Source organism: Paraflavitalea sp. CAU 1676 (genome assembly GCF_029223285.1).
Taxonomy (GTDB): Bacteria; Bacteroidota; Bacteroidia; order Chitinophagales; family Chitinophagaceae; genus Paraflavitalea.
Window position 1 is genome coordinate 752,179 of sequence record NZ_JARHUJ010000003.1, and the last position, 25,042, is coordinate 777,220.

At 48.5% G+C, this 25,042-nt stretch carries 17 protein-coding genes; 15 read left to right on the plus strand and 2 right to left on the minus strand.

What is annotated here, in order from left to right; translation table 11 throughout:
- Positions 1-38: 38 nt before the first annotated feature.
- Both P2H89_RS12050 and P2H89_RS12055 read right to left on the minus strand, forming a co-directional pair.
- The gene (locus tag P2H89_RS12050) at positions 39-761 is read right to left on the minus strand and encodes a LytTR family DNA-binding domain-containing protein (RefSeq protein WP_275827015.1); all 723 of its coding nucleotides are present in this window, start codon (positions 759-761) and stop codon (positions 39-41) included.
- Positions 758-2,257, minus strand: a complete 1,500-nt coding sequence (locus P2H89_RS12055; protein ID WP_275827017.1) for a sensor histidine kinase — start codon at positions 2,255-2,257, stop codon at positions 758-760. Before P2H89_RS12055 ends, P2H89_RS12050 begins: the two co-directional genes overlap by 4 nt.
- Before the next feature lie 228 nt (positions 2,258-2,485).
- Between P2H89_RS12055 and P2H89_RS12060 the strand changes: the two genes are divergently transcribed.
- The 15 genes from P2H89_RS12060 to P2H89_RS12130 all read left to right on the plus strand — a co-directional run bounded on the left by P2H89_RS12060 (position 2,486) and on the right by P2H89_RS12130 (position 25,042).
- Entirely contained in the window at positions 2,486-3,388 is a 903-nt protein-coding gene (locus P2H89_RS12060; protein WP_275827019.1) for an ABC transporter ATP-binding protein, read from the plus strand.
- Positions 3,382-6,912, plus strand: a complete 3,531-nt coding sequence (locus P2H89_RS12065; protein ID WP_275827021.1) for a M1 family aminopeptidase — start codon at positions 3,382-3,384, stop codon at positions 6,910-6,912. The genes P2H89_RS12060 and P2H89_RS12065 overlap by 7 nt, the downstream gene beginning before the upstream one ends.
- A gap of 193 nt (positions 6,913-7,105) precedes the next feature.
- Positions 7,106-10,246 carry a SusC/RagA family TonB-linked outer membrane protein gene (locus tag P2H89_RS12070; RefSeq protein ID WP_275827023.1) on the plus strand — a complete coding sequence of 1,047 codons (3,141 nt, stop codon included), beginning with the start codon at positions 7,106-7,108 and terminating at the stop codon, positions 10,244-10,246.
- A 17-nt stretch (positions 10,247-10,263) separates the two neighbouring features.
- Positions 10,264-11,949 carry a RagB/SusD family nutrient uptake outer membrane protein gene (locus P2H89_RS12075; protein ID WP_275827025.1) on the plus strand — a complete coding sequence of 562 codons (1,686 nt, stop codon included), beginning with the start codon at positions 10,264-10,266 and terminating at the stop codon, positions 11,947-11,949.
- 19 nt (positions 11,950-11,968) lie between these two features.
- Positions 11,969-12,655 (plus strand): hypothetical protein, encoded by a 687-nt coding sequence (locus tag P2H89_RS12080; RefSeq protein WP_275827027.1) that lies wholly within the window; start codon positions 11,969-11,971, stop codon positions 12,653-12,655.
- A gap of 38 nt (positions 12,656-12,693) precedes the next feature.
- The gene (locus P2H89_RS12085; protein ID WP_275827029.1) at positions 12,694-13,668 is read left to right on the plus strand and encodes a DUF5007 domain-containing protein; all 975 of its coding nucleotides are present in this window, start codon (positions 12,694-12,696) and stop codon (positions 13,666-13,668) included.
- A 297-nt stretch (positions 13,669-13,965) separates the two neighbouring features.
- Positions 13,966-14,778 carry a polysaccharide biosynthesis/export family protein gene (locus P2H89_RS12090; protein ID WP_275827031.1) on the plus strand — a complete coding sequence of 271 codons (813 nt, stop codon included), beginning with the start codon at positions 13,966-13,968 and terminating at the stop codon, positions 14,776-14,778.
- Positions 14,779-14,786: 8 nt separating this feature from the next.
- Positions 14,787-17,126: a polysaccharide biosynthesis tyrosine autokinase gene (locus P2H89_RS12095; protein WP_275827033.1), complete on the plus strand. Its 2,340-nt coding sequence runs from the start codon at positions 14,787-14,789 to the stop codon at positions 17,124-17,126.
- An 8-nt stretch (positions 17,127-17,134) separates the two neighbouring features.
- Positions 17,135-18,415, plus strand: coding sequence for an oligosaccharide flippase family protein (locus P2H89_RS12100; RefSeq protein ID WP_275827035.1), 1,281 nt, complete (start codon positions 17,135-17,137; stop codon positions 18,413-18,415).
- A gap of 3 nt (positions 18,416-18,418) precedes the next feature.
- Positions 18,419-19,345 carry a hypothetical protein gene (locus P2H89_RS12105; RefSeq protein WP_275827037.1) on the plus strand — a complete coding sequence of 309 codons (927 nt, stop codon included), beginning with the start codon at positions 18,419-18,421 and terminating at the stop codon, positions 19,343-19,345.
- Positions 19,346-19,364: 19 nt separating this feature from the next.
- Positions 19,365-20,627 carry a glycosyltransferase gene (locus P2H89_RS12110; protein ID WP_275827038.1) on the plus strand — a complete coding sequence of 421 codons (1,263 nt, stop codon included), beginning with the start codon at positions 19,365-19,367 and terminating at the stop codon, positions 20,625-20,627.
- Positions 20,624-22,156 carry a hypothetical protein gene (locus tag P2H89_RS12115; RefSeq protein ID WP_275827040.1) on the plus strand — a complete coding sequence of 511 codons (1,533 nt, stop codon included), beginning with the start codon at positions 20,624-20,626 and terminating at the stop codon, positions 22,154-22,156. Before P2H89_RS12110 ends, P2H89_RS12115 begins: the two co-directional genes overlap by 4 nt.
- Positions 22,153-22,785, plus strand: coding sequence for an acyltransferase (locus tag P2H89_RS12120; RefSeq protein WP_275827042.1), 633 nt, complete (start codon positions 22,153-22,155; stop codon positions 22,783-22,785). The genes P2H89_RS12115 and P2H89_RS12120 overlap by 4 nt, the downstream gene beginning before the upstream one ends.
- A gap of 4 nt (positions 22,786-22,789) precedes the next feature.
- Complete coding sequence (locus P2H89_RS12125) at positions 22,790-23,950, plus strand: glycosyltransferase (RefSeq protein ID WP_275827044.1); 1,161 nt, start codon at positions 22,790-22,792, stop codon at positions 23,948-23,950.
- Between the two features lie 30 nt (positions 23,951-23,980).
- Positions 23,981-25,042, plus strand: a complete 1,062-nt coding sequence (locus P2H89_RS12130) for a glycosyltransferase family 4 protein (RefSeq protein ID WP_275827046.1) — start codon at positions 23,981-23,983, stop codon at positions 25,040-25,042.

Consider the following 25,042-nt stretch of genomic DNA (forward strand, 5'->3'; position numbering starts at 1 on the left):
CTTTTTTTGAGTATCGTATCTATTACTGCGTTCTCTTTTCACAGGTCTTTGACTATCTGCTTGTAACTTTTTCCCACGGGCAATTCCTTTCCATTCTTCAACCGGATGGTATTGCCTTCTATGTAGTGAACGAATTTTTTATTGAGCATATACGACTTGTGGATGCGAACAAAAACATCAGGCGGCAACTGTTCTTCAAAGCTACTGAGTGTACGCGCCGTCATCACGAACTTTTCGGCGCCCCATACTTTTACGTAGTTGCCCACGCTCTCGAGGTAATATACTTCATCCAGCTCCAGCTGGATCTGTTTCTTATCAGATTTGATGTAGATGCGCCCCGGCTCGGTAACCGGCGTTGAAGCAACCGGTGTTGCTATAACCGCTTCTGTAGCCTGCTTCCGCAGTGTATGGGTAGCGAGGGCCCGGTTGGCAGCTTTCAGAAAGCGGTCGAAACGAAATGGCTTCAGCAGGTAATCGATCACTTCCAGCTCAAAACTTTCGAGTGCATGTTCCTCATACGCCGATGTAATGATCACCATGGGGCGATGTGGCAGGGTACGCAGCAGTTCGAGTCCGTTGAATTTAGGCATGCGGATGTCGAGAAAGATCAGGTCTACCGAATGCGCATTCAGGAACGACAGGGCTTCGGTAGCCAGGTAGCACTGTCCCGCCAGCTCAAGGAATGGCACATCCTCCATGTATTTGAGGATGACCTGGTGTGCCAGCGGCTCATCATCGACGATCAAACAACGTAGTTTCATGATAGATCAAGCTCCAGTTCAGCCTTAAATGTATGATTTTCCTGTACGGTAATCAACCGGTGTTTGCCGGGATACAGTAATTGCAGGCGGCGCTGCAGGTTCTTTAGTCCGATACCGGCAACGGGTTGATCGGCCGGCTCCAGCGAATTGACGCATACAAACTGCAGGCGGTCGCCTTTCACTTTGAGCGACAGGTGCAGGAAAGCCCTTTCCGCGGCCGGCTCTATGCCATGTTTGAAAGCGTTTTCGACCAATACAATAAACAACAGGGGCGCCACGGGTGGCGCCTGGGCCTGTATCGATTGCTCGAACCGGATATCGGGGGTACGTTTTAAACGCATTTGCTGCAAGTCGATATAATCCTCCAGGTATTTGACCTCGTCGCTGAGCGCCACTACCGGCTCTTTCGCTTTGTAGATCGTATAACGCATCAGCTCCGACAACCGCAAAATGGTGTCGGGCGTTTCTTTGGCCTGCGAGAGACTTAATGCGTACAGGTTGTTAAGTGTATTGAAGAAGAAATGCGGATTGAGTTGCTGGTGCAGCAGATCGAGCTCGGCTTCTGCTTTCTCTTTTTCCAGGGCGGTAATGGTTTGGTTTTGGCGCGACCATTGCAGGGCCATTACCACCGGCCAGCTCACCAACAGGACCATCACTGCTCCAAATCCATTTTCGAAACGAAAAGGATTCTCCGAAAAGATGTAACCCAGCCTTTTGTTGAGGGGCAGCCAGGCCAGCATTTGTCCGATCACGGGATATAGAACGCCTACAATGGCGAGTCCGGTAAGACAATATAGTACAACACCTTGTTGCTTCAATATCACCGGCACCAGGATACGGTTGTTGAGGAAGAAGAAAAAATAGCCACAGGCGTACAGAAACAGGAACTGTAAAAAATACGCCAGGAACACATGTATATGCGTGATCACTTTGCTGGCGTTGAATTCAAAGCCCAATAGCAGGCGGTTGTCGTAATCGTACCGCGGATCGTTCATGCTCGACACTGCCATCACCGAGAGGATGACGGACACCAACACGATACAAAGAAGGATAGACCTTTCGAGGCTCAGGCGTTGAACCCATTTCCACTGGCGGCCGCTTTGCTGCAGAAAATCATTGATGACCAGCACCAGCTCCAGGATGATGCTGAACATGGCCGACAGCATGATCTCACGCGTAAGCCACCAGCCGGGTTGCGTAATCATGCTCCATCCATAGAGCCAAAACGGCAGATATAGTCCAAATAACACCAGCCAGCACAACCAATACTTCCTGGCCGGCCATCGTTGTTTCCAATTGGTTTTGTGCCATTCAAAGTACAGCACCGGCAATAGAAGAACGACCAACCCCAGCATGTTGCGCAGGTAGATGACCCATGTTGCCCGCTGAATTTCTTCCATTTGGTTAATGACCACCCAGCTGTACAGGCCCAGGAACAGCAGGGGCGCCGAATGCCGCTTCAACAGGGAGTATATCCGATCGATCCATCGCTTCATAATCACAAATAAGCGTAAAAGAACAGGTACGGTCCTTTACCCGCAAATAATAATGATGAACGTACCGGTTTCAATGATGTAAGTCGCCGTTTCCTGATATCACGATCCGGCACCTGTTGGTCACGCCCTTCCCCACCCTGGTCATCTTTAGTTTACCCGCCCTGGTGCGCCGGCTACATTGCAGTCAATTAGCCCTGTGGCCACGGCGCAGGGCAACAAACAAACACTATGCAACGACTACAGATACACAACTTATCCAAGCAATACAAGAACGGCGTGCAGGCCCTCGACCGGGTAACACTGAATATCTCCAATGGCATGTTCGGATTGCTGGGCCCCAACGGCGCCGGCAAATCATCGCTCATGCGCACCCTGGCCACCCTGCAGCCGCCTGATAGCGGACAGGTGTTCTTCGATGGCCAGGATATCTTCAAAGACCCGCAGCAATTGCGCAGCAAGCTGGGCTACCTGCCGCAGGACTTTGGGGTGTATCCGAAGATCTCGGCGCTGGACCTGCTCCATCACCTGGCCATCCTCAAAGGCATTACGGATGCTGCTGCACGCAAGGAACAGGTGGCAGCTCTGCTGCAACAAACGAACCTGTATGCGGTGCGTAAACAGGCAGTGAGCACCTTTTCCGGCGGCATGCGTCAACGCTTCGGCATTGCGCAGGCTTTGCTGGGTAATCCACAGCTCATCATCGTGGATGAACCAACGGCAGGCCTCGACCCGTTGGAGCGCAACCGCTTTCATGATCTGCTGTGCGAGATCGGCGAGCAGGTGGTGGTGATCCTCTCCACGCATATCGTAGAAGATGTGCATGATCTATGTCCGGAGATGGGTATACTTTCGGGCGGCAGGCTCGTATTACAGGGCAAACCAGCTGTCCTCACGCAGGCTTTGGAAGGCAGGATCTGGCAAAAGTCTATCGGGAAAGCAGCCTTACCGCAATATCAACAATCGTTGCCGGTGATCTCCACCCGCATGACCGGCGGTCAACTGCAGGTGCTGGTGTTTTCAAACGACCGGCCCGGTGCAGGATTTGAAGAACTGGCGCCCGATCTTTCTGCGGTGTATTTCACGGCGCTTTTTGGTCAGCAGCGAAACAAAAAGGAGGCAGGCGTATGTTAAAGCATTTATTGGTCTTTGAACTGAAATACCATGCGCGCCAGATAACATTCATCATTGCAGCCATTTTATTCCTTGCGTTGGGTATCCTGATCGCACAGGGCAATTTCGGCAGCAGTGAACTGCACCGCAACGCACCTTATGTGATCGCTTATATTACCTGCATGCTTAGCTTGTTCGCGATCTTTGTGAGTACCCTCTTCTGCGCCAACGTGGTACTGCGGGATACCACGTATGATTTCAACAGCCTGCTGTTTACCACTACCCTGCGCCGCATTACTTACTTCGGTACCCGGCTGGCGGGATTTTTGCTGGCAGTGTTCTTTATACTGACCATCGGCGTGGCTGGTATCTATATTGGTACTATGCAAGCCCGTCCCGAAGAATTGGGTGCCTTTCACCTGCAAAACTTTGTACAACCCTTACTGGTATTCGGGTGGCCCAATATTCTCTTTTGCAGCAGCGTGATCTTTGGTGTGGCGGTCCTAACCCGCCAGGTAAGAGCTGTTTATGTCACGGGCGTTATGTTGTTCATGCTTTACTTTATTGGTTCTATACTGGGCAATTCGCCCCTGATGGCCAATTCCTCTTTGAAGACGCATGAATACGGCCTGCTGCCCCACCTGCTCGATCCATTTGGCATTACCTCTTTCTTTGGTATCACGCGGAGCTGGCCGGTGGAGGCCCGCAATCATCAACTATTTCCCCTGGCCGGTCCCTTCCTCATCAACCGCATCGTTTGGACAGCATTGGCTGCTGTTGTATTATACCTCAGCTATCGCTTCTTCCGCTTCCGCTTGCCGGTGGCGGCTGCCGGTAAACAACGGACCACCGGTTCGCCGGCCATCGCCCTTATGCCCTATCGTACGGTGAAAACCTATGCAACCGGATTTAAGTATGGGTTCCAGACTTTCCGATCACAACTTAAGCTGGAAACACTTTCTGTGTTCAAACACATTCCCTTTCTGGTGATGCTGGCGCTGTGGGCTTTCCTGTTCACGATCGATATGAAGGAAACCATCCTGCATGGTCCTTATAATATCAAATTCTACGCAGCCACCGGCTATATCGTCGATTACCTGTTGTCGATGCGACCGGCTCTTTTGTTACTCCTGTTCTACGCCGGCGAACTCATTAGCCGCGAACGCGGCGCCAATATGCAGGGGCTTGTGTTCAGCACACCGGTACCCAACGCCGTGATCTGGGGCGCCAAATGCGCTACCCTGGGTGTTTTGATCGCTGTACTGATCACCACCAATATTGCCGTTGGCATCGGCTTTCAATGGTTCCATGGATATACACATATCGACTGGCTGTTGTATGGTTCCCTGTTTTATTATAGTGGCTGGCCGCTTTTCCTGTTTGCAGTGCTGATCGTGTTCATTCAAACCCTGGCTGGCAACAAATACCTGGGTATACTATTAAGTATGGTGGTGGTGGCCATTATCCTCTTTGGCCGGCGCCTGGGGCTCGACAGCATGCTGGTGCGTTATGCAGCCTTGCCATCCATGGAATACACATACATGAATGGATTTGGTGAAGTAGCGAACGCCGTTCACTGGCACCTCCTGTACTGGACTGCCTTTGCGGGTATCCTGGCCCTGCTGGGCGCAGGCTTGTGGCAGGGAGGCGCCTTCACCAGTTTGTGGCAGCGCGTGCTGCGTATTGGCCAGCGGTGGAAAACTCCCGGCCTGGTAGCCCTCGTGGTGTTCATGATCGTCTGGTTCTCTACAGGTTTCTACATTTACCAACAAACGCCCCGGGTAAGCACTGCACGAGGTAATCAAAACAAGCTCGACTGGCAGGCGGCCTATGAGAAAAAGTACCGGGCAATCGACTCTGTAACGCAGCCTTACATTACCTCCGTAAAACTGCAGGTACAATTATACCCTTCGCAAGGCAGATATACCGTGCAAGGTTCTTATCTATTGAGAAATGAAAGTGCAGCTACCTTAACTACGCTTTGGCTGGGTATCGATCCCGAAGTAACTACTGTTACTTACTCCATTCCACAGGCTACGCAGCGCAGCAACGATGTGGAATTCAAACAGGCTTTCTACCAATTAAAGCAACCGCTGTTACCCGGCGACACCACGACCATACAATTCGGTACGGAGGTAACGCAATCCGGCTTTACCCCATTCAATGCAGAACACTCGATTGCCGGCAATGGAACCTATATTGAATTGGAAAAATACCTGCCCCGGTTGGGCTACAATGACCGGTACGAAGTAGCAGATGAACAGGCACGTAAACAATTGGGATTGCAGCCGCCGGCGCCTGCAACGGCCAGCGACAGCAATTATCATTTCGTCGATTTTGAAACGGAGATATCCACAGAAACCGGGCAGCAGGTAGTTACAGCAGGCACCCTGCAGAAAGAATGGGATGATAAAGGGCGCCGCTTCTACCATTACAAAGCGCCACGGCCGATCGCCTTTATGTTTGCCTTGAGCTCCGCCGTCTATGCCAAAAAGCAATCGACCCACAAGGGTATTGCACTCAACCTGTACTATCAACCGGGGCAGCAAGCCAACTTGCCTGTACTGGAACAGGCTATGAAAGACGCTTTAGACTATGGACAGGCGCACTGGGGTCCCTATCCTTTTAAACAGCTCACGCTTGCTGCTATAGCACGCTATCCTGGTGCTGCAACGGCCTATCCCGGGGTATTGTTCAGTGCCGAACGACTCAATTTCATGAGCGACCTTACCGACAGCTCCCGTTTCAATAATATTTATGCCATCACGGCTCATGAGGTGGGGCACCAATGGTGGGCCAATGCACTCGCTCCCCAATCTGCCCCGGGACGAGCCATGCTCACAGAATCGCTGGCCAAATACACCGAGTATATGGCGACCGAAAAACGCTTTGGGAAACCTTACCTCCGCCGTTTATTGCAGGCCGACAACAATCTTTACTTCGCCTTGCGCAACCAGAGCAGTGAACAGGAGCTGCCCCCCTTCCGTTCACATCAATTGTACGTATATTATCAAAAAGGCGGATTGGCCATGTATGCCATCCAGGAAATGCTGGGTGAGGAACGCATGAACCGTGCTTTGCAAAACCTCCTCGCAAAACATGGTTATCCCAACCAGTGCGCGCTGACCACCGACCTGATAAAGGAATTGAAGACAGGCGCCAGCACAATGGAGGTCGCACAGATCGAAAGTCTACTGGAAAAGGTGACTGAATACGACAATCAACTTACCCTGAAACGTGTTGATACCTTATCCGGGGGCCGCTATAAAGTGGAATTGGAAGTGAAGCTGGTCAAAGCTGCGCAGGTCAATGGAAAGCTGCAGGCACAGCGGGTGGATGAAATGGTCACGATAGGTTTGTTTGCGCAACCTTCCCCACAATGGGACACCCATACAAAACCACTGTACCTGCAGCAACATCACCTTACCAATGGCATCACCAGGTTGACGATTGAGATAAATCAAAAACCTGCTGTTGCGATTCTCGATCCCTGGTGTTACCTGCCCGATCCCAACCCATCAGACAATGAGGTTGCATTACCATAATTCACCAAGCATCCTAATGCTGTCTACAAATTTTGTTGAGTAACGATCAAAAATTATCCTGCTCAAACGAATATCATTTCGTCGTCACTGAGAAAACATTCAAGCAAGCAATTTCAGTAAAGAACAAGTTACTTTATGCGTAGTGTTATCCTGACACTAAATCTACCTTTAGGGTCAAACCAAATTAATTGCTATGACGAAAAAGTACTTTTTCTCATGTGTATTGCTATGCCTGTTATTCTGCGCACGAGGGCAGGATATCAAAGTGAGCGGTGTCGTCGCCGATGCCAAGAATGAGCCACTCGCAGGCGCGAGTGTAAAGATCAAGGGCACCGACAGAGGCGTATCGACCAACGAGAAAGGTTTCTTTACCATCTCGGCTCCTGCCAACGCTACACTCGAAGTCTCCTCCATTGGGTATGTAGCACAATCTGTGAAAGTAGCGGGCCAAAGTACTTTATCCATCAAGCTCGCAGAATCAAACAGCAACCTTACAGAAACAGTGGTCATCGGTTATCAGAAAATAACCCGTAAGATGAGCACGGCCGCCATTTCAAGCATCTCTGGCAAGGAACTGGCGAACCTTCCTTCCTCCAGCTTCGACCAGTTGCTACAGGGCCGTTTGTCGGGTGTAAACGTACAGAACTTCTCCGGACAACCGGGTACTTCCCCTACGGTTTCCGTTCGTGGTAGTTCACTCGTAAGCCGCGACTTCGATAACGAAGGTTATCAGGTCATCAACCAACCGCTATACGTGGTGGATGGCGTTCCCCAACCTACCGAAACGTATGCAAGTCCCAATACGGGAACCGGCACCAACTACCTGGCCGGTATCAACCCCAACGATATCGAGTCTGTAGACGTGTTGAAAGACGCATCGGCCGCTGCTATTTACGGTTCAAGGGCTGCCAATGGCGTAATCCTCATCACCACTAAAAGAGGCCGCAGTGGTGCACCCCGTGTAACGTTCGTAGGGTTTGCCGGTATTACCCAAAGACCCGAATTGCGTGAAGTGACCCTGGGTGCTACGGAAAGAAGGCAGAAAATGGAGATCCTGCAAAGGCAACTGGAACCCGGCGCTCTCCGCAACCTACCCAAACTGCTTACAGATAGTCTAAACCCTGCCTTCAATGGTAATACCGACTGGCAGGATATGTTTTACCAAACCGGTATCATCAAGAGTGCGGACCTCAGTTTAAGCGGCGGCGCCGAGGGCATGAACTACCGCTTCAGTACGAGCTATTTCGATGAAGAGGGTATTGTGAAGGCCACCGGTTTCAAGCGCTATGCCACCAGGTTGAACATCAACGCCAAAACCCTCAACGGCAAACTGGATATCAATCCCATTATCTATTATGCACGTACCGACCGGGCACGTGGCAATGGCAGCAATTCCAGTCCCATAGCGCTGAGTGCAGGCAATATGCCCAGTTCCCTGTTTGCCCTCGACGACAGCAAAAAAGAATTCCTGCTGGGTCAATACGACAAGAACATGGATAAGAACGTGGGCAGCATGTTCTCCTTCAACCTGAATCTTACGTACGAGATTAACAAGCACCTGAAGCTGAACTCTCAGTCGTCCTATATGCTGAATTCTCAACGCAGGGATTATAACCGTACTAATGCGTTGGAAAACAACAATGGAAACTACTCCTACGCTTACTCCAGCAGTAACGTGAACCTGCTTACATCGAACTATATTTCCTATGTACAGTCCTTTTCAAAACATAACCTGAGTATGGTTGTGGGTTCGGATGTGCAATTCAACGAGAACCAGTCCCAACAGGCCTCCGGATGGAATGGCGTATCCGACCAGATACAGGTAGTACAGGGTTTCAAACAGGATCGTATGGAAGCCTCTTCCGATTACCAGGCCTTCGGTCTCCTTTCGTTCTATGGAAGGCTGGCGTATGACTTTGACGGTAAATATCTGTTGTCGGCCAGTGCCCGTGGTGATGGATCTTCCCGCTTTGGTACCAACAATAAATGGGGTTTCTTCCCCGCGGCCTCTGTGGGCTGGATCTTGTCGGAAGAAAATTTCCTCAAGGCGTCCAACATCCCCTTCTCGCTGGTTAAAATTCGCGGTAGTTTAGGTACATCAGGCAGCCTGCCTGGTTCCAACTACCTGCAGTATAGCTTGTACAATGTAAACGCTGGCGAATTTGCCGGTACTCCAGGCGCAACCTCTTACAATGGCCAAACGGCCGTAACGCCCAACTATAGTAATGGTGTAGCGCAAAAGAACCTCAGCTGGGAAAAGTCGATGCAGTGGAACATTGGTACCGACCTCGAAGTGATGGGTGGAAAATATGCTGCCTCCTTCGATGTATATAATAAAGAAAGCTCTCTGCAATTGTTCAGTGTGATATTGCCGGTGACTACAGGCTACGATCAGGCAATGACCAACTCGATCGGTGTAAGGAACTCAGGTGTTGAGCTTACCCTGATTGCCAATCCGCTGCCTTCCAAAAAACTGTTGAAGTGGACCTCCAGCCTCAACATCTCTTATAACCGTAACCGGATCATGTCGCTGCCCAATGGTGGCCGCGACCTGCCCATGAATGGTGACCGCTTCGACAAAGCACATATCCTGTCTGTTGGCCGCCCCATCAACTCGTTCTATCTCTACAAAACGATGGGTGTGTTCCCCACAGATGATGATGTACCGGGTAACCGCTTTACCGGCGACCGCCTCAGCGGCAACGGTGCTTACCTGGGTGGTGAATTCTACCTGGCCGACCTGGATGGCGACAGCCGCATCGATATCTATAATGACTGGGTAAATCCTGATAAATTGCCCGTAGGTGATCCCAACCCGAAGTTCACCGGTGGCTGGACCAACAATTTTACCTGGAAGAACTTTAACCTGAGCATCTTCTGTACGTTTACGTTCAACAGGGATGTACTCAACCTGTACGAGTCGGACATTTTCAATACCTCTTCCTTTGCCGGCCCCAGTGAATTTGCCTTCTATTCCACACCCGATTTCAGCAAGATCGACATCTGGAAAAAGCCAGGCGACAAAGCAACGTATGCTAAGTATGATATCGGTACCTGGAGAGCTTATTATACCAGTGCACAAACTTTCTTCCTCGAGAAAGGTGGATACTTCCGCGTTAAGAGTGTTAACATGGGTTATAACCTGCCCAGCAACAGTCTGCGCAGTATTGGCATCAGCAGGCTGCGTTTGTTTGGAACGATCGACAACCTGCTCATGATCCAACAATCCAGCAAGCTGCCCGATGCAGAAGCGGTAAGCCCTTATGGCGAATACAATGGCGGCGGCTATCCAATTCCGAAGAAATTTACCCTTGGCTTTGAAGTTAATTTTTAACGGTAACAGCAAACATTATGAAGCAAATCAATAAGTATAATCTATACCTCGCGGCGATCTTGTGTGTACTGGCCGGCAGTTCCTGCAAAAAAATACTGAACCAGGAGCCTAAGAACTCCACCTACGACCAGGCTTTCTGGCAAAACGCTCGTGACTACAAAGCCGCTATGGCTGGCAATTATTCCCTCGTGCGTGCAGCTTTCATGGGCCCCAATGCCGATGACGCCTGGAGCTACAACGGAGGAAAGATCTATTACTATATGTATGGCGACGCCATGGCCAAGAACTATTTTACCATCCAGTACAGCGGCGACCGTGGTGGTGGCGATGGCCTGGAATCCATCCAAAACGGTGATTACACTTTTAGCTATAACTACAATTCACTCGGCAACTGGACCAAACATTTCAAATCCATTGCCAATGCTAACCTGATCATCGAGAAGGCGACAGCCGCGCCGATTGCTGTATTCAGCGATGCTGATCAACCCGAAAAGTTCAGGAACAATGTGCTTGGCCAGGCCTATTTCCTCCGTGCATTGACTTATTTCGCCATAACGCGTGTGTGGGGTGATGTTCCCATCGTGACTTCTACTTACGAGGACCCACTGACGGCTCCCCAATTGCCCAGAAGTCCCAAAGCAGCGGTGTTTACACAGATCGAGCAGGATGCCAAAAAAGCAGCCTCCCTCCTCAACTGGAAATATGAAAATTCAGGCGATCGCGGTGTAATCGCCAACAGGGGTTCTGCGTATGCATTGCTGGCCCATTTTTACCTGTGGCGCGCCACCATGACCAATGTTAACTCCAACCAGCCCATTATGCAGGATGTGAACAGCGCCGATACAGCGATCGATCGCATCGTTGCCAATGGAGGGTATACGCTTACAGACACTGCCCGTTACTACAATACGTTCATCAGCAAGAGCAGTGAATCGATCTTCGAACTGGCGATGAGCGAAGAAAACCGCGAAGGCACACCCGGACATATCGGTATGTCGTTCCTGCGCGGCGACCAAGTGAACACCTTTGGTTCTAATCCCCGCTTCTTCGTACCAAGGTCGTATATCTCTAAACACTTCCGCATCAAGGGCGAAACCATCCCGGCACACTGGGAGTGGACCGGTACCGAGTGGGTTTGGATGGAAGAAGTGGTGAATGAGATCCTTGACTCGAACGATGTTCGCTTCAGAAAGAATTTCGACTATGTAAAGACCGACAGGCCCGCCTGCATCAAATATGCCAATGTATTGTACCGGAGCCCCAACCAGCGGGAACCTTACCTGAGCAATGACATGATCATCTTCCGCTTGTCGGATATGCTGTTGCTGAAAGCAGAGATCGCGCTGTACAAGAATAACCCTGATGCGGCTGCCGATATCATCAATTCATTCAGGATCAGGAATGGCTGCTACATCAAGCAAGATCCTACCGATCCGGAAGACAAGGACCTCATCGTTCCCCACGGCCTTACAGTAGCGGATGTGATGAAGCAATATGTTATCGAAAGAGGCAAAGAGCTGTTCCTGGAAGGGCATATCTTCTATGACCTGTTAAGGACCAGGGAGTACAAGGAAAATATCGACTGGTTACCGAATGACGAATCGAGGTTTAAGAGAGAAGGTTTCTACCTGCCGGTAGACCCCTTGCTTTTCAGGTACAATCCCCAGTTGAAACAAACCACTTATTGGGTCGGTAAAGTTTAATCACAGCAAAAAAAAACTCATGAAAAGACATTTCAATATACTGTTTCCCGTGCTGGCGATCGTGCTGCTGGCCTCTTGCAAAAAGGACGGGTATAAGAATGATGGCGGCCAGAGCAAAGCTTTCGTCAATATGACCACCTACGAATACCTGAAGTCGCAGAAAGTATTCGATTCATTGGTTCGCCTGATCGATCACGCCGGTATGAAAGATGCCATCAATGGAGATATCACTTTCTTCGCTACCACCAACTACGGGATAGCCGATTTTGTACAGGCACGGAAAATAAAAAGAGGTGCGGAGCTGGGTAACGAGAATCTCCCCTTCACGATCGACAGTTTACCCAAAGCCCAGATGGCAGATTCGCTGAAGACCTACATGTTTGCCGGAAAGATCAACCGCGATCAGATGTCGGTGGCCGGACAGTTGTACAACAGTTTACTGGGGCCTATTCCCAATATACAGTTCCTGATCAACCTGCGCAGAACCACCGATTATGGCACTTACCTGAACAAGGTGGACTATGTGCGGTTTACCAAGGTGATCGGCACCCGCGATGACCAGGAGCCCGATCGTACGCAAATTCCTCAGAAAGACCGGGATATGTCGCTGGATTGCCAAACCTCCGGTATCATTACCACCACAGGGATTGTCCATGTGCTGGACGGCAACCACCGGTTGTTTTTCAATGGTGACCGCCTGAACTAAACCTGGTTTGAAAACTTCGCACTTTAAAAATTAACGCAATGAAAAAATTACTCTATACCGCGGCAGGACTGTTGACGATCCTCACAGCCTGTGAAAAGATCGAAGAAGGATTTCTGAGCGACCTGGTCCGTTACAAGGATAATGTCATTCAATGTAAGAGAGGTATGCCGCTGGTCAAGTCGGCCCCCATTGAAGGCGACGGCTCTACCCCACCCTATACCTTTAAAATGGTAAACCTGCGCGACGCAAATGGCAAGGCGGCCCCCAAGGAGTTCGATACCGAATACGACCTCGTCGTGTTCAAGGAAGGACTGGCATTTAACCCCGAAACGGATACCACCCTCGCCCTGCTCAATAAGAAGCGGGAGACCCTAAAAGTAAAGCCGCTTATTTTCAATGAAAAGAGCGGACAGATCGTGTTCAACCGGGGTTCCACGCACCTGCCCCTCGGCGATTATCAGTTCGATGTGGAAATGAATAACGTGAAAGGGACCAAACTGTTTCCTTCGATCGCCAAACTGCAGGTCGTAGACCCGCTCAATGAGGACTTCTTTACGCTGTATGCTGCTGCAGCGGCGGCAGCAACCCCGGCAGAAGCATTTTCGGACATGAAAGCCCCCAGGGTAACCTGTAAGCGCGTTTCGGGAGAGGGAGCACGGGTTATTTTGAAGATCGTGGATAAGAATGGCGTCACCTTCAATCCGAAAGCTGGCGAGATCATCAAACGCGGCGATCGCCCTATCTTTGAAACCTACGCGAAGTTTAACCCGGTGATCATCACGGATACCGCCATGATCTGCGATTTTGAAGTGGCCCCTTTCCCGATGGCCAAATACATCACACCGGCTACCAATTGGGGATACCTGATCTATTACCGTATTCCAGCAGCCTTCATACAGGTCGACGAAAAAACGGCTAAAACCGTATCGGCCAACCCCCGGTTCGAGTTTCAACTGATGATGGAAGGTACATATGTCGTAGAAGTAAAACTGACAGATGCTATAAAATTATAATACCACCCTACGAATGGTTAAGGCAACTGCCCCTGCATCCCGTTTCTGAAACATGGAACGGGATGTCTTTTTTAGCAGATGCCTGATGATTTGACATAACCTTAAATAATTAAAAATTAAATAGGTAGACTTATAATAAAGATGAATTTGTCCCGTTTAGAGATTGGAAATCCAATATTGGGAAAACGCCCCGGTTACTTGCCACGAATTCCTATGATCATTACCTGTCCGGCAAAGGAGCCAAATGGATGTATTTGAAAAACCATTAATCAATAAATCTAATATCGGATAAAACCCATGAAACGGTTAAGTCTATCCTATTCGGTCATTACCCTGCTATTATGTTTTATCATACTGGCAAGTTCGTGTACCACCAATAAAAAAATAACCTATTTCCAGGATACGCCCGATTCGCTTTATCTCTCCCCCCGGAATCTTACGGGCGCTCCATACAGGGATCCGCAGATCCAGGCTAATGACATATTACAAATTTCCATTCTCACACTCGACCCACAGGTAAATAATATTCTCGCTTCGGCCAACTCGGCTTCTTTTGCCGTTCAGCCGGGCTCCACCAGTACCGTCACCAATACCCCCACGGTAAGTGGTTTTTTGGTTGACAATAATGGCGCTGTGGAATTGCCCGTTGTTGGGAAAATTAAAGTCTCCGGTATGTCTACCGCAGCAGCGCGCGACAGTATCCACCACAAAGTGTCCCTTTACTATCGGGATCCCGTTGTGAATGTGCGATTCGCCAATTTCAACATCACTGTGTTGGGCGAAGTAAGCAGACCAGCCACTTACATCGTACCTAGTGAAAAAGTGAGCATTCTGGATGCCATCGGCATGGCAGGAGATCTCACCATCTTTGGAAAACGAGAAAATGTATTGCTTATCAGGGACTCTTCCGGAACCAAGCAAATGATACGGTTTGACCTCAATTCATCTTCTACTTTACTATCCCCTTACTTCTACCTGAGACAGGGGGATGTTGTATATGTTGAACCATCCAAATCGAAAGTGGCCAGCACTGATGCCAATAAGGCGAAGAACTTTACGTTACTGGCATCCGGCCTTTCTTTACTCGTTGTCATTTTCACCAGATTATGAGCATGCATATGTCACCTAAACCGACCTTTTCCAACATAGAAGCACAGGAAGCAGAAAAGAGCAATCAGCTGATCCAGAAATTGCTCAATAAGTTTTTCAGTCTTTGGCCCTGGCTGATCGTTTCAGCTGTGATGGGAGTTGGATTGGCCTATTGCTACCTGCGTATTTCATTTCCAGCTTTTAAGATCCATGCATCCGTGCTGGTACAGGACGATAACAAAAGTACAGACCTGGGTGAAGCCAGTATTCTGCGTGACTTTGGGCTAATGGGCAAAAGCAATGTCGACAATGAAGCAGAGATCTTCAAGAGCCGTTCGCTCATTGAACAGGTGGTGCGCGATATGCGGCTCAATGTGGGATATTTTACAGAAGGCAAAGTAAAGAATACAGAGATCTGGGGGGGGCGCCCGGTTGACTTCCGTTTTCTTGTTCCATCTACCGATACGTCCGATATCAGTGCAACCTACATACTCACCTTTAATAAGAGCAATACGACACGTTTCACCCTGACAGGCAACGAACAGGAATTCGAAGGCCACCTGGGGGATACCGTTCACCTGCCCGAAGGTCCCGCGCTGGTTACCCCGGCAGCGGGTTATGCCAAATGGCAGTATGAACAACCATTGACCATTGTAGTGTCTCCGGTTGATGCTACTACCCAAAAACACCTGGCCTCCCTTAAAGTTGAAATACCCAATAAGCAGGTAAGTGTTATATACCTGACCTTGAATGACATTATTCCAGCCAAAGGGGAAGGGATCCTCAACCAGTTGATCAGTGCCTACATGCAGGCCAATGTAACCGACAAAAACAGGATCGCAGACAGCACCATTCAATTCATTCAGGAAAGATTGCGACTTGTATTTGGAGAACTGAATGATATCGAAAAAGACATTGAAAGATTCAAGACGGCCAACAAACTAACTGACCTGTCGGCCCAATCCAGCATTCTATTGGAGAACACCAGTGAATATGCCAAACAGCAAACAGGGCAGGAAGTACAGTTATCGGTTGTTGAAGAACTAGAGCAATTCCTCAAGGAAAATATCAATAATACCAGGGTTGTCCCCTCTTCACTCATCATGCAGGATGTGACCTTCAATGCTTTGGTGCAGCGTTACAATGAGACACAGATGCAGCGCGAAAGAATGCTGATGAGCCTTACTTCCAATCACCCATCGATCAAAACCGTCGACGAGCAACTTACCAATCTGCGTGCGGAGCTGCTGAGCAGCATCCAGTCTGTCAGAAGGGGAATCCAGATAAGTGTTAACGAGCTAAAGAAGAGAACCAATGGAATAGAGTCTGCCATCACCACCATACCTGCCAAGGAAAGGACCTTTCTTGACTACTCGCGTCAACAGGCTATCAAACAGGAACTATATCTTTTCCTGTTGAAAAAGATGGAGGAAACAGCCATTTCCAAGTCGGCCACGATCGCCAGCGCGCGAATCATTGACCGGGCCAAATCGGATCCCAGCCCCTTTAAACCCAGCAAGAGTATGATACTCTTTATGGGACTACTGAGCGGACTGGTATTGCCGTTTGCCCTGAGTTTTGGCCGCGACATGCTCAACACCAGGGTGGCTTCTATGGAAGACATCATTAACAATACTTCCATTCCGGTATTATCCGAAATCGGGCATAACAATGCCAACCAAACGGTGGCCGTTACCATCAATTCAAGACAACTGATCGCAGAGCAATTCCGTTCTCTCCGTACAAATTTACAGTACCTGATCCCCAACAAAAACGAAAAAACGATCCTCATTACTTCCAGTATGAGTGGTGAAGGCAAATCGTTTCTATCGATCAACCTGGCGGTAACACTGGCTATAGCGAATAAAAAAGTAATCCTGCTGGAACTTGATCTACGCAAGCCCAAGATCTCCGAAAATCTCGGATTGCAAAAGAATGGCTTTACCAACTTTATCATTTCCGAAGGTATGGACTGGCGCAACCTGGTGCAGAAAGGCAGCGACAATGCCAACTTTGATGTACTTGCCTCCGGGCCTCTTCCTCCCAACCCTACCGAGTTACTCATGCTGCCCAAGATGACGCAACTGATGGAGGAACTCAAAGAGACGTATGACTATATCATCATCGATTCGCCACCTGCCGGTATGGTAACAGATGCAGAGATCATGGCCACCTATGCGAACCTTACGATCTATATGGTAAGGCACCATTACACTTTCAGACATCAGATCAAACTGATTGAAAAGCTGCATCACAAGCAAACCTTACCCCGCATCAATATTGTCGTCAATGATGTTGCCATACAGAAGGGCCGGTACGGCTATGGGTATGGTTACGGATATGGCAATTATCATGCAGAACAAAAATAGGAACAGGCATGCAGATCAGCCGGCTATATATCAATCATAAACATTCCATCAGGAACCTGTCGCTGTATTTCACAGCCAACATCATACAGGTTGTGATTGGCCTGTTACTCAATCCGCTGCTGTCTTCGCATCTTTCGGCTGAAGATTTCGCCTTAATTGGGTACTACGACTCCTTCAACCTCTTCATACTTCCTTTCCTGAGCCTGTCCCTATCGTCCTATTATGCAAAGAATTATTTCACCTGGGATGAGGGAAAAAGGAAAGAGGCACTCAATTCCCTGGTATTGTTTCAGGGCCTGATAGGACTGGTCTCCACCACGCTCTTACTGGTATCGTTGAAGATCTATTTTACGGTACAGCACATCGCCTTTGATTTCTTTCCGTTTGCGCTGCTTTCGTTCGGAAAAGTGTATTTGCAATGCATCTTTTCTTTCTACTTTATGCAATTGCGCCTGGAAAAAAAAGCGAAGGCTTTTTTTAATGTCAACGTGCTCTACAACCTGCTGAATGTGGTGTTTGTTTTACTGCTGGTGGTCGCGATCAAAGGGGCAGCCACCGGTCGCATGGCGGGACTGTTCATTGTAAACCTGGGGCTCGGCATATATGCCTTCCGGAAACAGGTAGGCAAGGCTACCATCAATTTCAGCATCACCAAAGACGCTTTGCGTTTTTGCTGGCCCCTGATGCTGTCTGCCCTGCTCACCTACTTTTTCTCCGGCTTCGATACTTTACTCCTTGAGAGGGTGGACGATATGTACAGTCTGGGTTTGTACAGTGTGGCAGTAAAGATCGCCTCTTATTTCCTGCTGTTCTCCACCTCGATCGATTCTACTTTCGAACCTGACTTTTACCGCCATATATCCAACAACAACCGGAAAGGACTATTAAAGGTCATTTTAACTACCAATGTGCTGAAAATTGCGCCGGTATTGGTCTTCCTGGTAGCTGCAGAATTGGTGATGGGTATACTCACCAATTACCGGTATGTGGATGCTACCGGATTTGCCAGGATCATGGTATTTGCAAGCATTACACGATCGATCAGTTTTACTTTATCCATGACGATTGTCGCTTGCGGCTATTCAAGACTATCTCTTGTGGAAAAACTGTCCGGTTCAGTACTGGTCGTCATTATGTATGTTTTACTGATCGATCGCTATGGATTTACCGGTGCTGCCTGGGGGCAGGTATTATCCTATGCGATCATGAGCATTATCAGCCTGGGATTTCTTGCCTGGCTGTACTGGAACAAAAAAATATTTCAACCTGTACATAAACCCTCTTTATAACCCATGGTGCAGCATCCGGAAGCGCCGGTTTTACTGGTAACTTTTAACCGGCCAGATTATTCAAAACAGGTATTGGAGCAGATCAGGAAGGCCCGGGTGTCTAAGCTCTACGTATTCAACGACGGTCCCCGGGAAGGCAACGCTACCGATGCTGAAGCAAGGACGGCTATTCAACAACTGCTGAAAGAAATTGACTGGCCCTGCAGCCTGCAGACGTTCTTTCCTGAGAAAAATATGGGATGTGCGGCCGGCGTTTCATCTGCTATAGGATGGATCTTCAGCCATGAAGATCGTGCCATCATCCTGGAAGACGATACGGTTCCAACCCAGGGGTTTTTCCAGTACTGCGGGGAAATGCTAGACCGTTACCTGCATGACACTCGGGTATGGATGGTAAGCGGCAACAATTACAACGAAGAATATCAATTGCCATCCAGCTACACCTTTTCCAGGAGTGCCATTCACATATGGGGCTGGGCTACCTGGAGGCGTTGCTGGCAACATTACGATATATCGCTGGAAGCTTGGCCACTATTCGCCCATGCAGGAGGCTTCAATAACTTGTTTGGCTCCAGAGCCGTGATAGATTTCTGGACTAAAAGGTACCAACAATTGTATGCAGAAAAAGACACGGTAACCAGAAGGACCTGGGATTACCAATACGTGTTGTCACTGCTGACCAATGGCGGCCTGTGTATTGTACCAGCTAAAAACCTGGTCACCAATATCGGCCATACCGGGACCCATACTGCAGGTGTTCATTCTTCTCATAACCTGCCGGTGGATGAAAACTTTAAGGTAACCAGCCATCCCGGGTTCATTGTTCCCAACGCAGGATATGACAGTCACCATGTGAAGCATTTCTGGAACAGGAAAAAAGCCTTTACCACCAGGATCAACAACAAAATCAGAAAACTAATTAGCAGGTAACCCCGGAATATCCGAAACGATGAAAGTGCTTTGGTTTACAAATACCCCTTGTTCTGCTGCAGAAAAACTACAGATAAAAAGTCATGGCGGAGGCTGGCTAAAGGCCCTCGAGCAGGAACTTGGTAAATATCCCGAGATCGACTTGCATGTTTGCTTTTACAGCGCGCTCCCCTACGAACCATTCAGGTATGGCAACACTCATTTCATACCGGTTCAACGTGCCAACAGGGCTTCCAAACTGCAAAGGCTATTGCAACGTATAACTGACAAGAACCATGATGCGGCGGAGATACCTCAATTGTTACAGGTAATCAATCAGGTTAATCCCGAAGTCATCCATATTCATGGTACCGAAGAGAATTTCGGACTGATCCAACAACATACCAATACGCCGGCGATTTTATCCATCCAGGGAATACTATCTCCCCTGAGTGAGAAATTCTTTGCAGGCATTCCTGCCTGGGACGCATTCCGCAAAGAGAGCCTGAAAGCAAAACTATCTTTCAAATCGGCCGGAAGGTTGCACAAGACACTTCGTCGCAATGCACGCAGGGAACAACAAATACTTCAACAATGCCGGCATGTGATCGGACGCACCGGGTGGGATAAGCAGGTATCCCGTGTAATGTCTCCCGGAAGTTCGTACCACGTTAACAATGAAGCATTGCGCGAGACCTTCTATGAAGCCCGCTGGCAGAAACAAACAGTGGGAACAACTTTGCGACTCGTAACAGTAGCCAGCGATGCGATATACAAAGGGTTCGAGACGATCGTAAAAGCAGCCCGATTGCTAAAAGCATATCCAGGACTTAGCTTTGAATGGACGATTGCCGGCTTACACAATGCCAGTGAAATCGTTCGTACCACTCAAAAATGGCTAAAAGCGGATGCCGCTCAACTGAATATTAAGCTGGTTGGAGGACTTAACGAGCAACAGATCGCCACATTACTGCAGGAGTCGGACATCTATTGCCAGGTAAGTCATATTGAAAACAGCCCCAATAGCCTTTGTGAAGCCATGTTAATGGGGATGCCGGTGATCGCCAGTTATGCAGGCGGCACTTCTTCCCTGCTTGAAAATGAAAAGGAGGGACTATTGGTTCAAAACGGAGATGCTCACGCGTTAGCCGGCGCTATCCTCCAAATGCGCAGTCATTTTGAGGAAGCGGTAACCATGGGCAAAAACGCCAGGTTACGGGCTGTAAAAAGACACGACAAGGCCTCCATCACACTTGACCTCATTGACATTTATAAAACAGTGATCAACCTTCGGGCTTCATGAAGCAGGTACCGGCCATAGCAGCGTTCGACTTCGTGGATGTGAAAACCATCCTCCGCTACCTGTGTATATTTGCCGTGATACTCGCCGGAGGTTTTGTGGCCGGAGAAGTATTTGCATTGCTGGTTGTGGGAGTAATTCTATTTTACATGGCCAGCAAGCGGCTGTTCAAGACTATCGAATGGTGGCTGCTTTGGCTCTTTTGTTTCGGCTTTTACCAGGGGCAATTGTACATTAAAACAGAAGCCATCAGCAAGTATGTGGCAAAACCCACCTTTTTGCTGTTCCTGGTATTCGTAGTATTCTTTTACCATATCCCCCGGCAGATCAAGCTTTCCCGATACATCATCAGCTGGATTGCATTTCTAACGCTTGCCTTATTAAGTCTGCTTTATCATGGACAGTCGCCATTTGTATTGATCACTGCCAGCGCTTTCTTTCTCGTTTATATTGTGCAACGAGGTAGTACCATCACCCGGGAACATTGCTTCCAGTTGTTCAATTTGTTTACAGCAGCCATGATCCTTCAAACCTCTATGTGCATTTTACAAGTGGCACAGATCATTCCTCCTTCATCCAGTATGATGGACGATGGATCTGGCGGGCAATTCGAATGGGTGGCGGGTCTGGATGACGTCGCCTGCGGCACATTTGGTCCTGTCTCCGGTCATATCGTTTCGTGGTTTGCGTCGCTTATGGCGCTGTTCTTAATACTGGCCTGGACAGTTAACCGGCAGTCCAAGTACCTGGTACTGGCAGGCATCTCTCTGTTACAATTTGCCACCATCGATTCCAAAACCATCATGGGCGTAATGATCCTCATGATGCTCTATACTTTCTATTTCCTAACCAAACACAAGGCACAGTTTCGTCTGCCGGCCCGCAGGCTAACCTCTTTTGCCATATCGGGGGGAGTTATGGCCTTCTGCCTTTTTATCGGGTGGCAGTACTATTATGAGTACCAGAACAGGGAAGGCGGAGCCCTCAACCGAAGTAACTTCAATGAGGTATACGAGTCGGAAATCAAAAAGTCGCAGGAGCTCGTACTGGAAAACATCGGCGACTGGGGTAAGATCAAAGGATTTTCGTATGTATTTACCGACTTTATCGAAAGCGATCCATTCGAAGTTTTCTGGGGTTACAGTCTGCAGGGATACAATTTTAACGGCAAAATGAGTTATATCGAAAGCAAAGACACTCCTTTGATGCAGTTGAACAACTTCACAAAAAGCCGATCTACGTTCATTGTGCAGTTTGCCCAAAGCGGCCTGCTGGGATTCTTTGTCTTCCTGCTGGCCCTTTTCCTTTGGTACAAGTTCAATGTCAGGTCGGAACCTGTTAATTCGATAGATATGATGAGGATCGCGTTGGTGAAGATCTTTTTACCCTTTACTATGGTGGCTGCGTTCGTATACAATATTACACTTACCAGCGTTACTTTAATCTGCTTCTCCGCCCTTGTTTCGCTTTTGAAACATTACTCGGATTATATAGAACAACAAAAACGAGAACTTAATAATCCTGCATTATGAAGTTTAGAAGCATAGCGCATACCGCTTATACGATATCAGTAAAATGGCAGGAACAATGGGGCAAGCTAAACAGGTTGAGAGCAGCCTGGTGGGGAGTGGAATTGGGAACCAGTAGTCACTTCATCGGCCGGTGTTTTTTTAAGAAGTACCCAGGAACCAATATCGCCATCGGAAAAGACTGCACTTTTCTGTCCAAAGCAGCTTCTAACCTGATTGGCATCAATAGACCCTGCATACTCTCTACCCATCAGTCCGACTATCAGGCTACTATCAAAATAGGAAACCAATGTGGATTTAGCGGTACAGTTATCGGGGCATTCCGCTCGATCAGCATTGGAAATCATGTTCGATGCGGAGCCAATACCCTGATCACAGACGCAGATTGGCACCTCGACGACCCGCGAAGCGGGGAACCAGCGCCAATTGTTATAGGAGACAATGTATGGCTCGGCGTAAACTGTACAGTGATGAAAGGCGTAACCATCGGTGCAAATACTGTGATCGGAGCCAATAGCGTGGTAACTAAAAGTATCCCGGCCAACGTTATAGCAGCAGGCAATCCCTGCCGGGTAATTCGTGAGCTGCCTGTTGGCAAAAACGCCGTTCCGTTTACCGCCCAACAACCTTAAAAACATGGACAAGAACATCATATTTCTCGGAGCAACAGATAACTATCCGCTCAAATTTACAGCCACCAATTCCAAGAATGAGTTGGTTGCGAGGGGACTATTACCCTATGCCGATCGAATTACTTTTATCAATTCTCCACTAGGCCTCAATGGCACGACCCCCAATGGCGCACTGACTGGTGATAAACTTGGATGTGCTTATCATGTATTTCCCAAAAGCCGCGGTTTCAGTTTGTTCAGAAACCTTAAATCAGTATTCAGACTGATGAAAGAAAAGCGGATCGAAAAAGGGCAAAACATCCTGATCATGGAGCATAGCTATGTACCATTGTATATGCTCTACACCTTATTTGCAAAGAGATTGGGCTATAAAACGGCAGTTTTCATTACAGAGTGGCATATGTATTTCGAGAATGTTCCGGTACATAAAAAAATAGACTACGCCCTGTTCGATTATACATTTGGTTATTTCACGCATGGCATTATGCCCATCAGCCAGCTCCTGGAGCAAAAGCTTGCTCACTTCAAAAAGCCTATGCTCAAGGTACCCGTACTGGCCGATTTCGACATGCTGACCCCTCTACCCTATACACCAGCAACCAGCAATTCGGAATACTTCATGTACTGTGGTACCCTTGGCTATTTTTCAGTGATCGTATTCATCATCAAAAGCTATGCCCTGTTTGTAAAAAAAGGACATCAGCAAAAATTAAAGCTCGTACTAAATGGCAGCGCCGAAAGAATGCAGCAGGTGGAAGCTATGATCAGGGACGAGGGCATCACACAGCAGGTAATCATTGAACAGAAACTGCCGTTTGCCAAATTGCTTGAAGGCTATCAGCATGCGCTGGCACTACTGATCCCGCTGCGTCCAGACCGGCAGGATAAAGCAAGATTTTCACACAAGATCGGCGAATACTTATCCAGCGGACGCCCCATTGTAACCGGACGTGTGGGAGAAATCAGCCACTATTTCGAACATCGAAAGAACGCATTTATTGCAGACGACTATACACCTGAAGCCTATGCGACTTTATTGAGCATGATCGCCAACGACCGTGACCTTGCCAATGAAGTTGGCCGCGCAGGCAGGGAACTAGGCGAAAACAGCTTTGGCTACCAGCAGCATGGTCAAAAAATAGCAGCCTTTTTCAGCAACCTTTAATCAAGCCTATAATCATTTAACAGTATCAAGATGAAAATACTTATGACTGGCCCCAATAACGATCCAGCCAAATCCCTGGGTGGCATTGTTACCGTGATCAACATGATACTGAACAACAAATCGCATCCTACCGATTTTTTTGACCGGGATCTTGGTTCTAGTGGGAAACTGAAAACCTGGTGGAGAAAAGTCAATCAATTCCGCCAATCCATTTCAAAAGAACGGTACGATCTCATTCACTTCCACTTTTCGTTTGATAAAAAATCTGTGGTCCGTGAATTTATTTATCTATACCTGGCAAAGAAAAAAGGCATCCCATTTATAGTCCATTTCCATGGCGGGAGCCTTGCTTATCAGAAGAGTCATTCCTGGATGGTGGGATGGCTGCTCGCCGCGGCAAACCAACTCATCGTATTGAATGAAGACGAAAAAGAATCCATCCAACGCCTTTACCAGGTAGCACCGGAAAAGGTATTGATCCTGCGCAATTGTATTGACTTCGGGGAAATACCTTCCTTTACCAGGGCTGACTCCGCTGCCTATAACAGGATCATCTATTTCGGTCGTCTTCACATGCCCAAAGGCCTGAAAGAGATTGTGGAAGCCCTCAAGATCCTGAAGGCAAAGCAAATCCCTTTTAAAATGGAAGTATATGGATCGGGGCCGGATGAAGCCTGGTTCCTGGATGCGTTGAAAGAACATGTGGGTGACGCATTTGAATACAAGGGCGTTGTTTGGGGCAAAGAGAAATGGCATTCGTTAAACAACTCCGACATATTCCTGCTCCCATCACATGGTGAAGGTATGCCGATGGCTCTTCTGGAGGCCATGGCATTGGGGAAAACGGTCGTAGTGTCTGATGTGGACGCCTTTAAGAAGGTAGTGATCGACAAGGAGAATGGATTTCTCGCCCGCCAGCGTTCTGCAGACGATCTCGCCCGTTCCCTGGAATTGGTTTTACTAAATCCAGCCGATCAACAGGAGGTTGGCAAGAAAGCCAAACAAACCATAGAAAAAGAGTATTCTTCCGATTATTACATAAAATCACTGGGATCTGTATACAATAGTTTACTCGCTAATGCGATAAGTTAA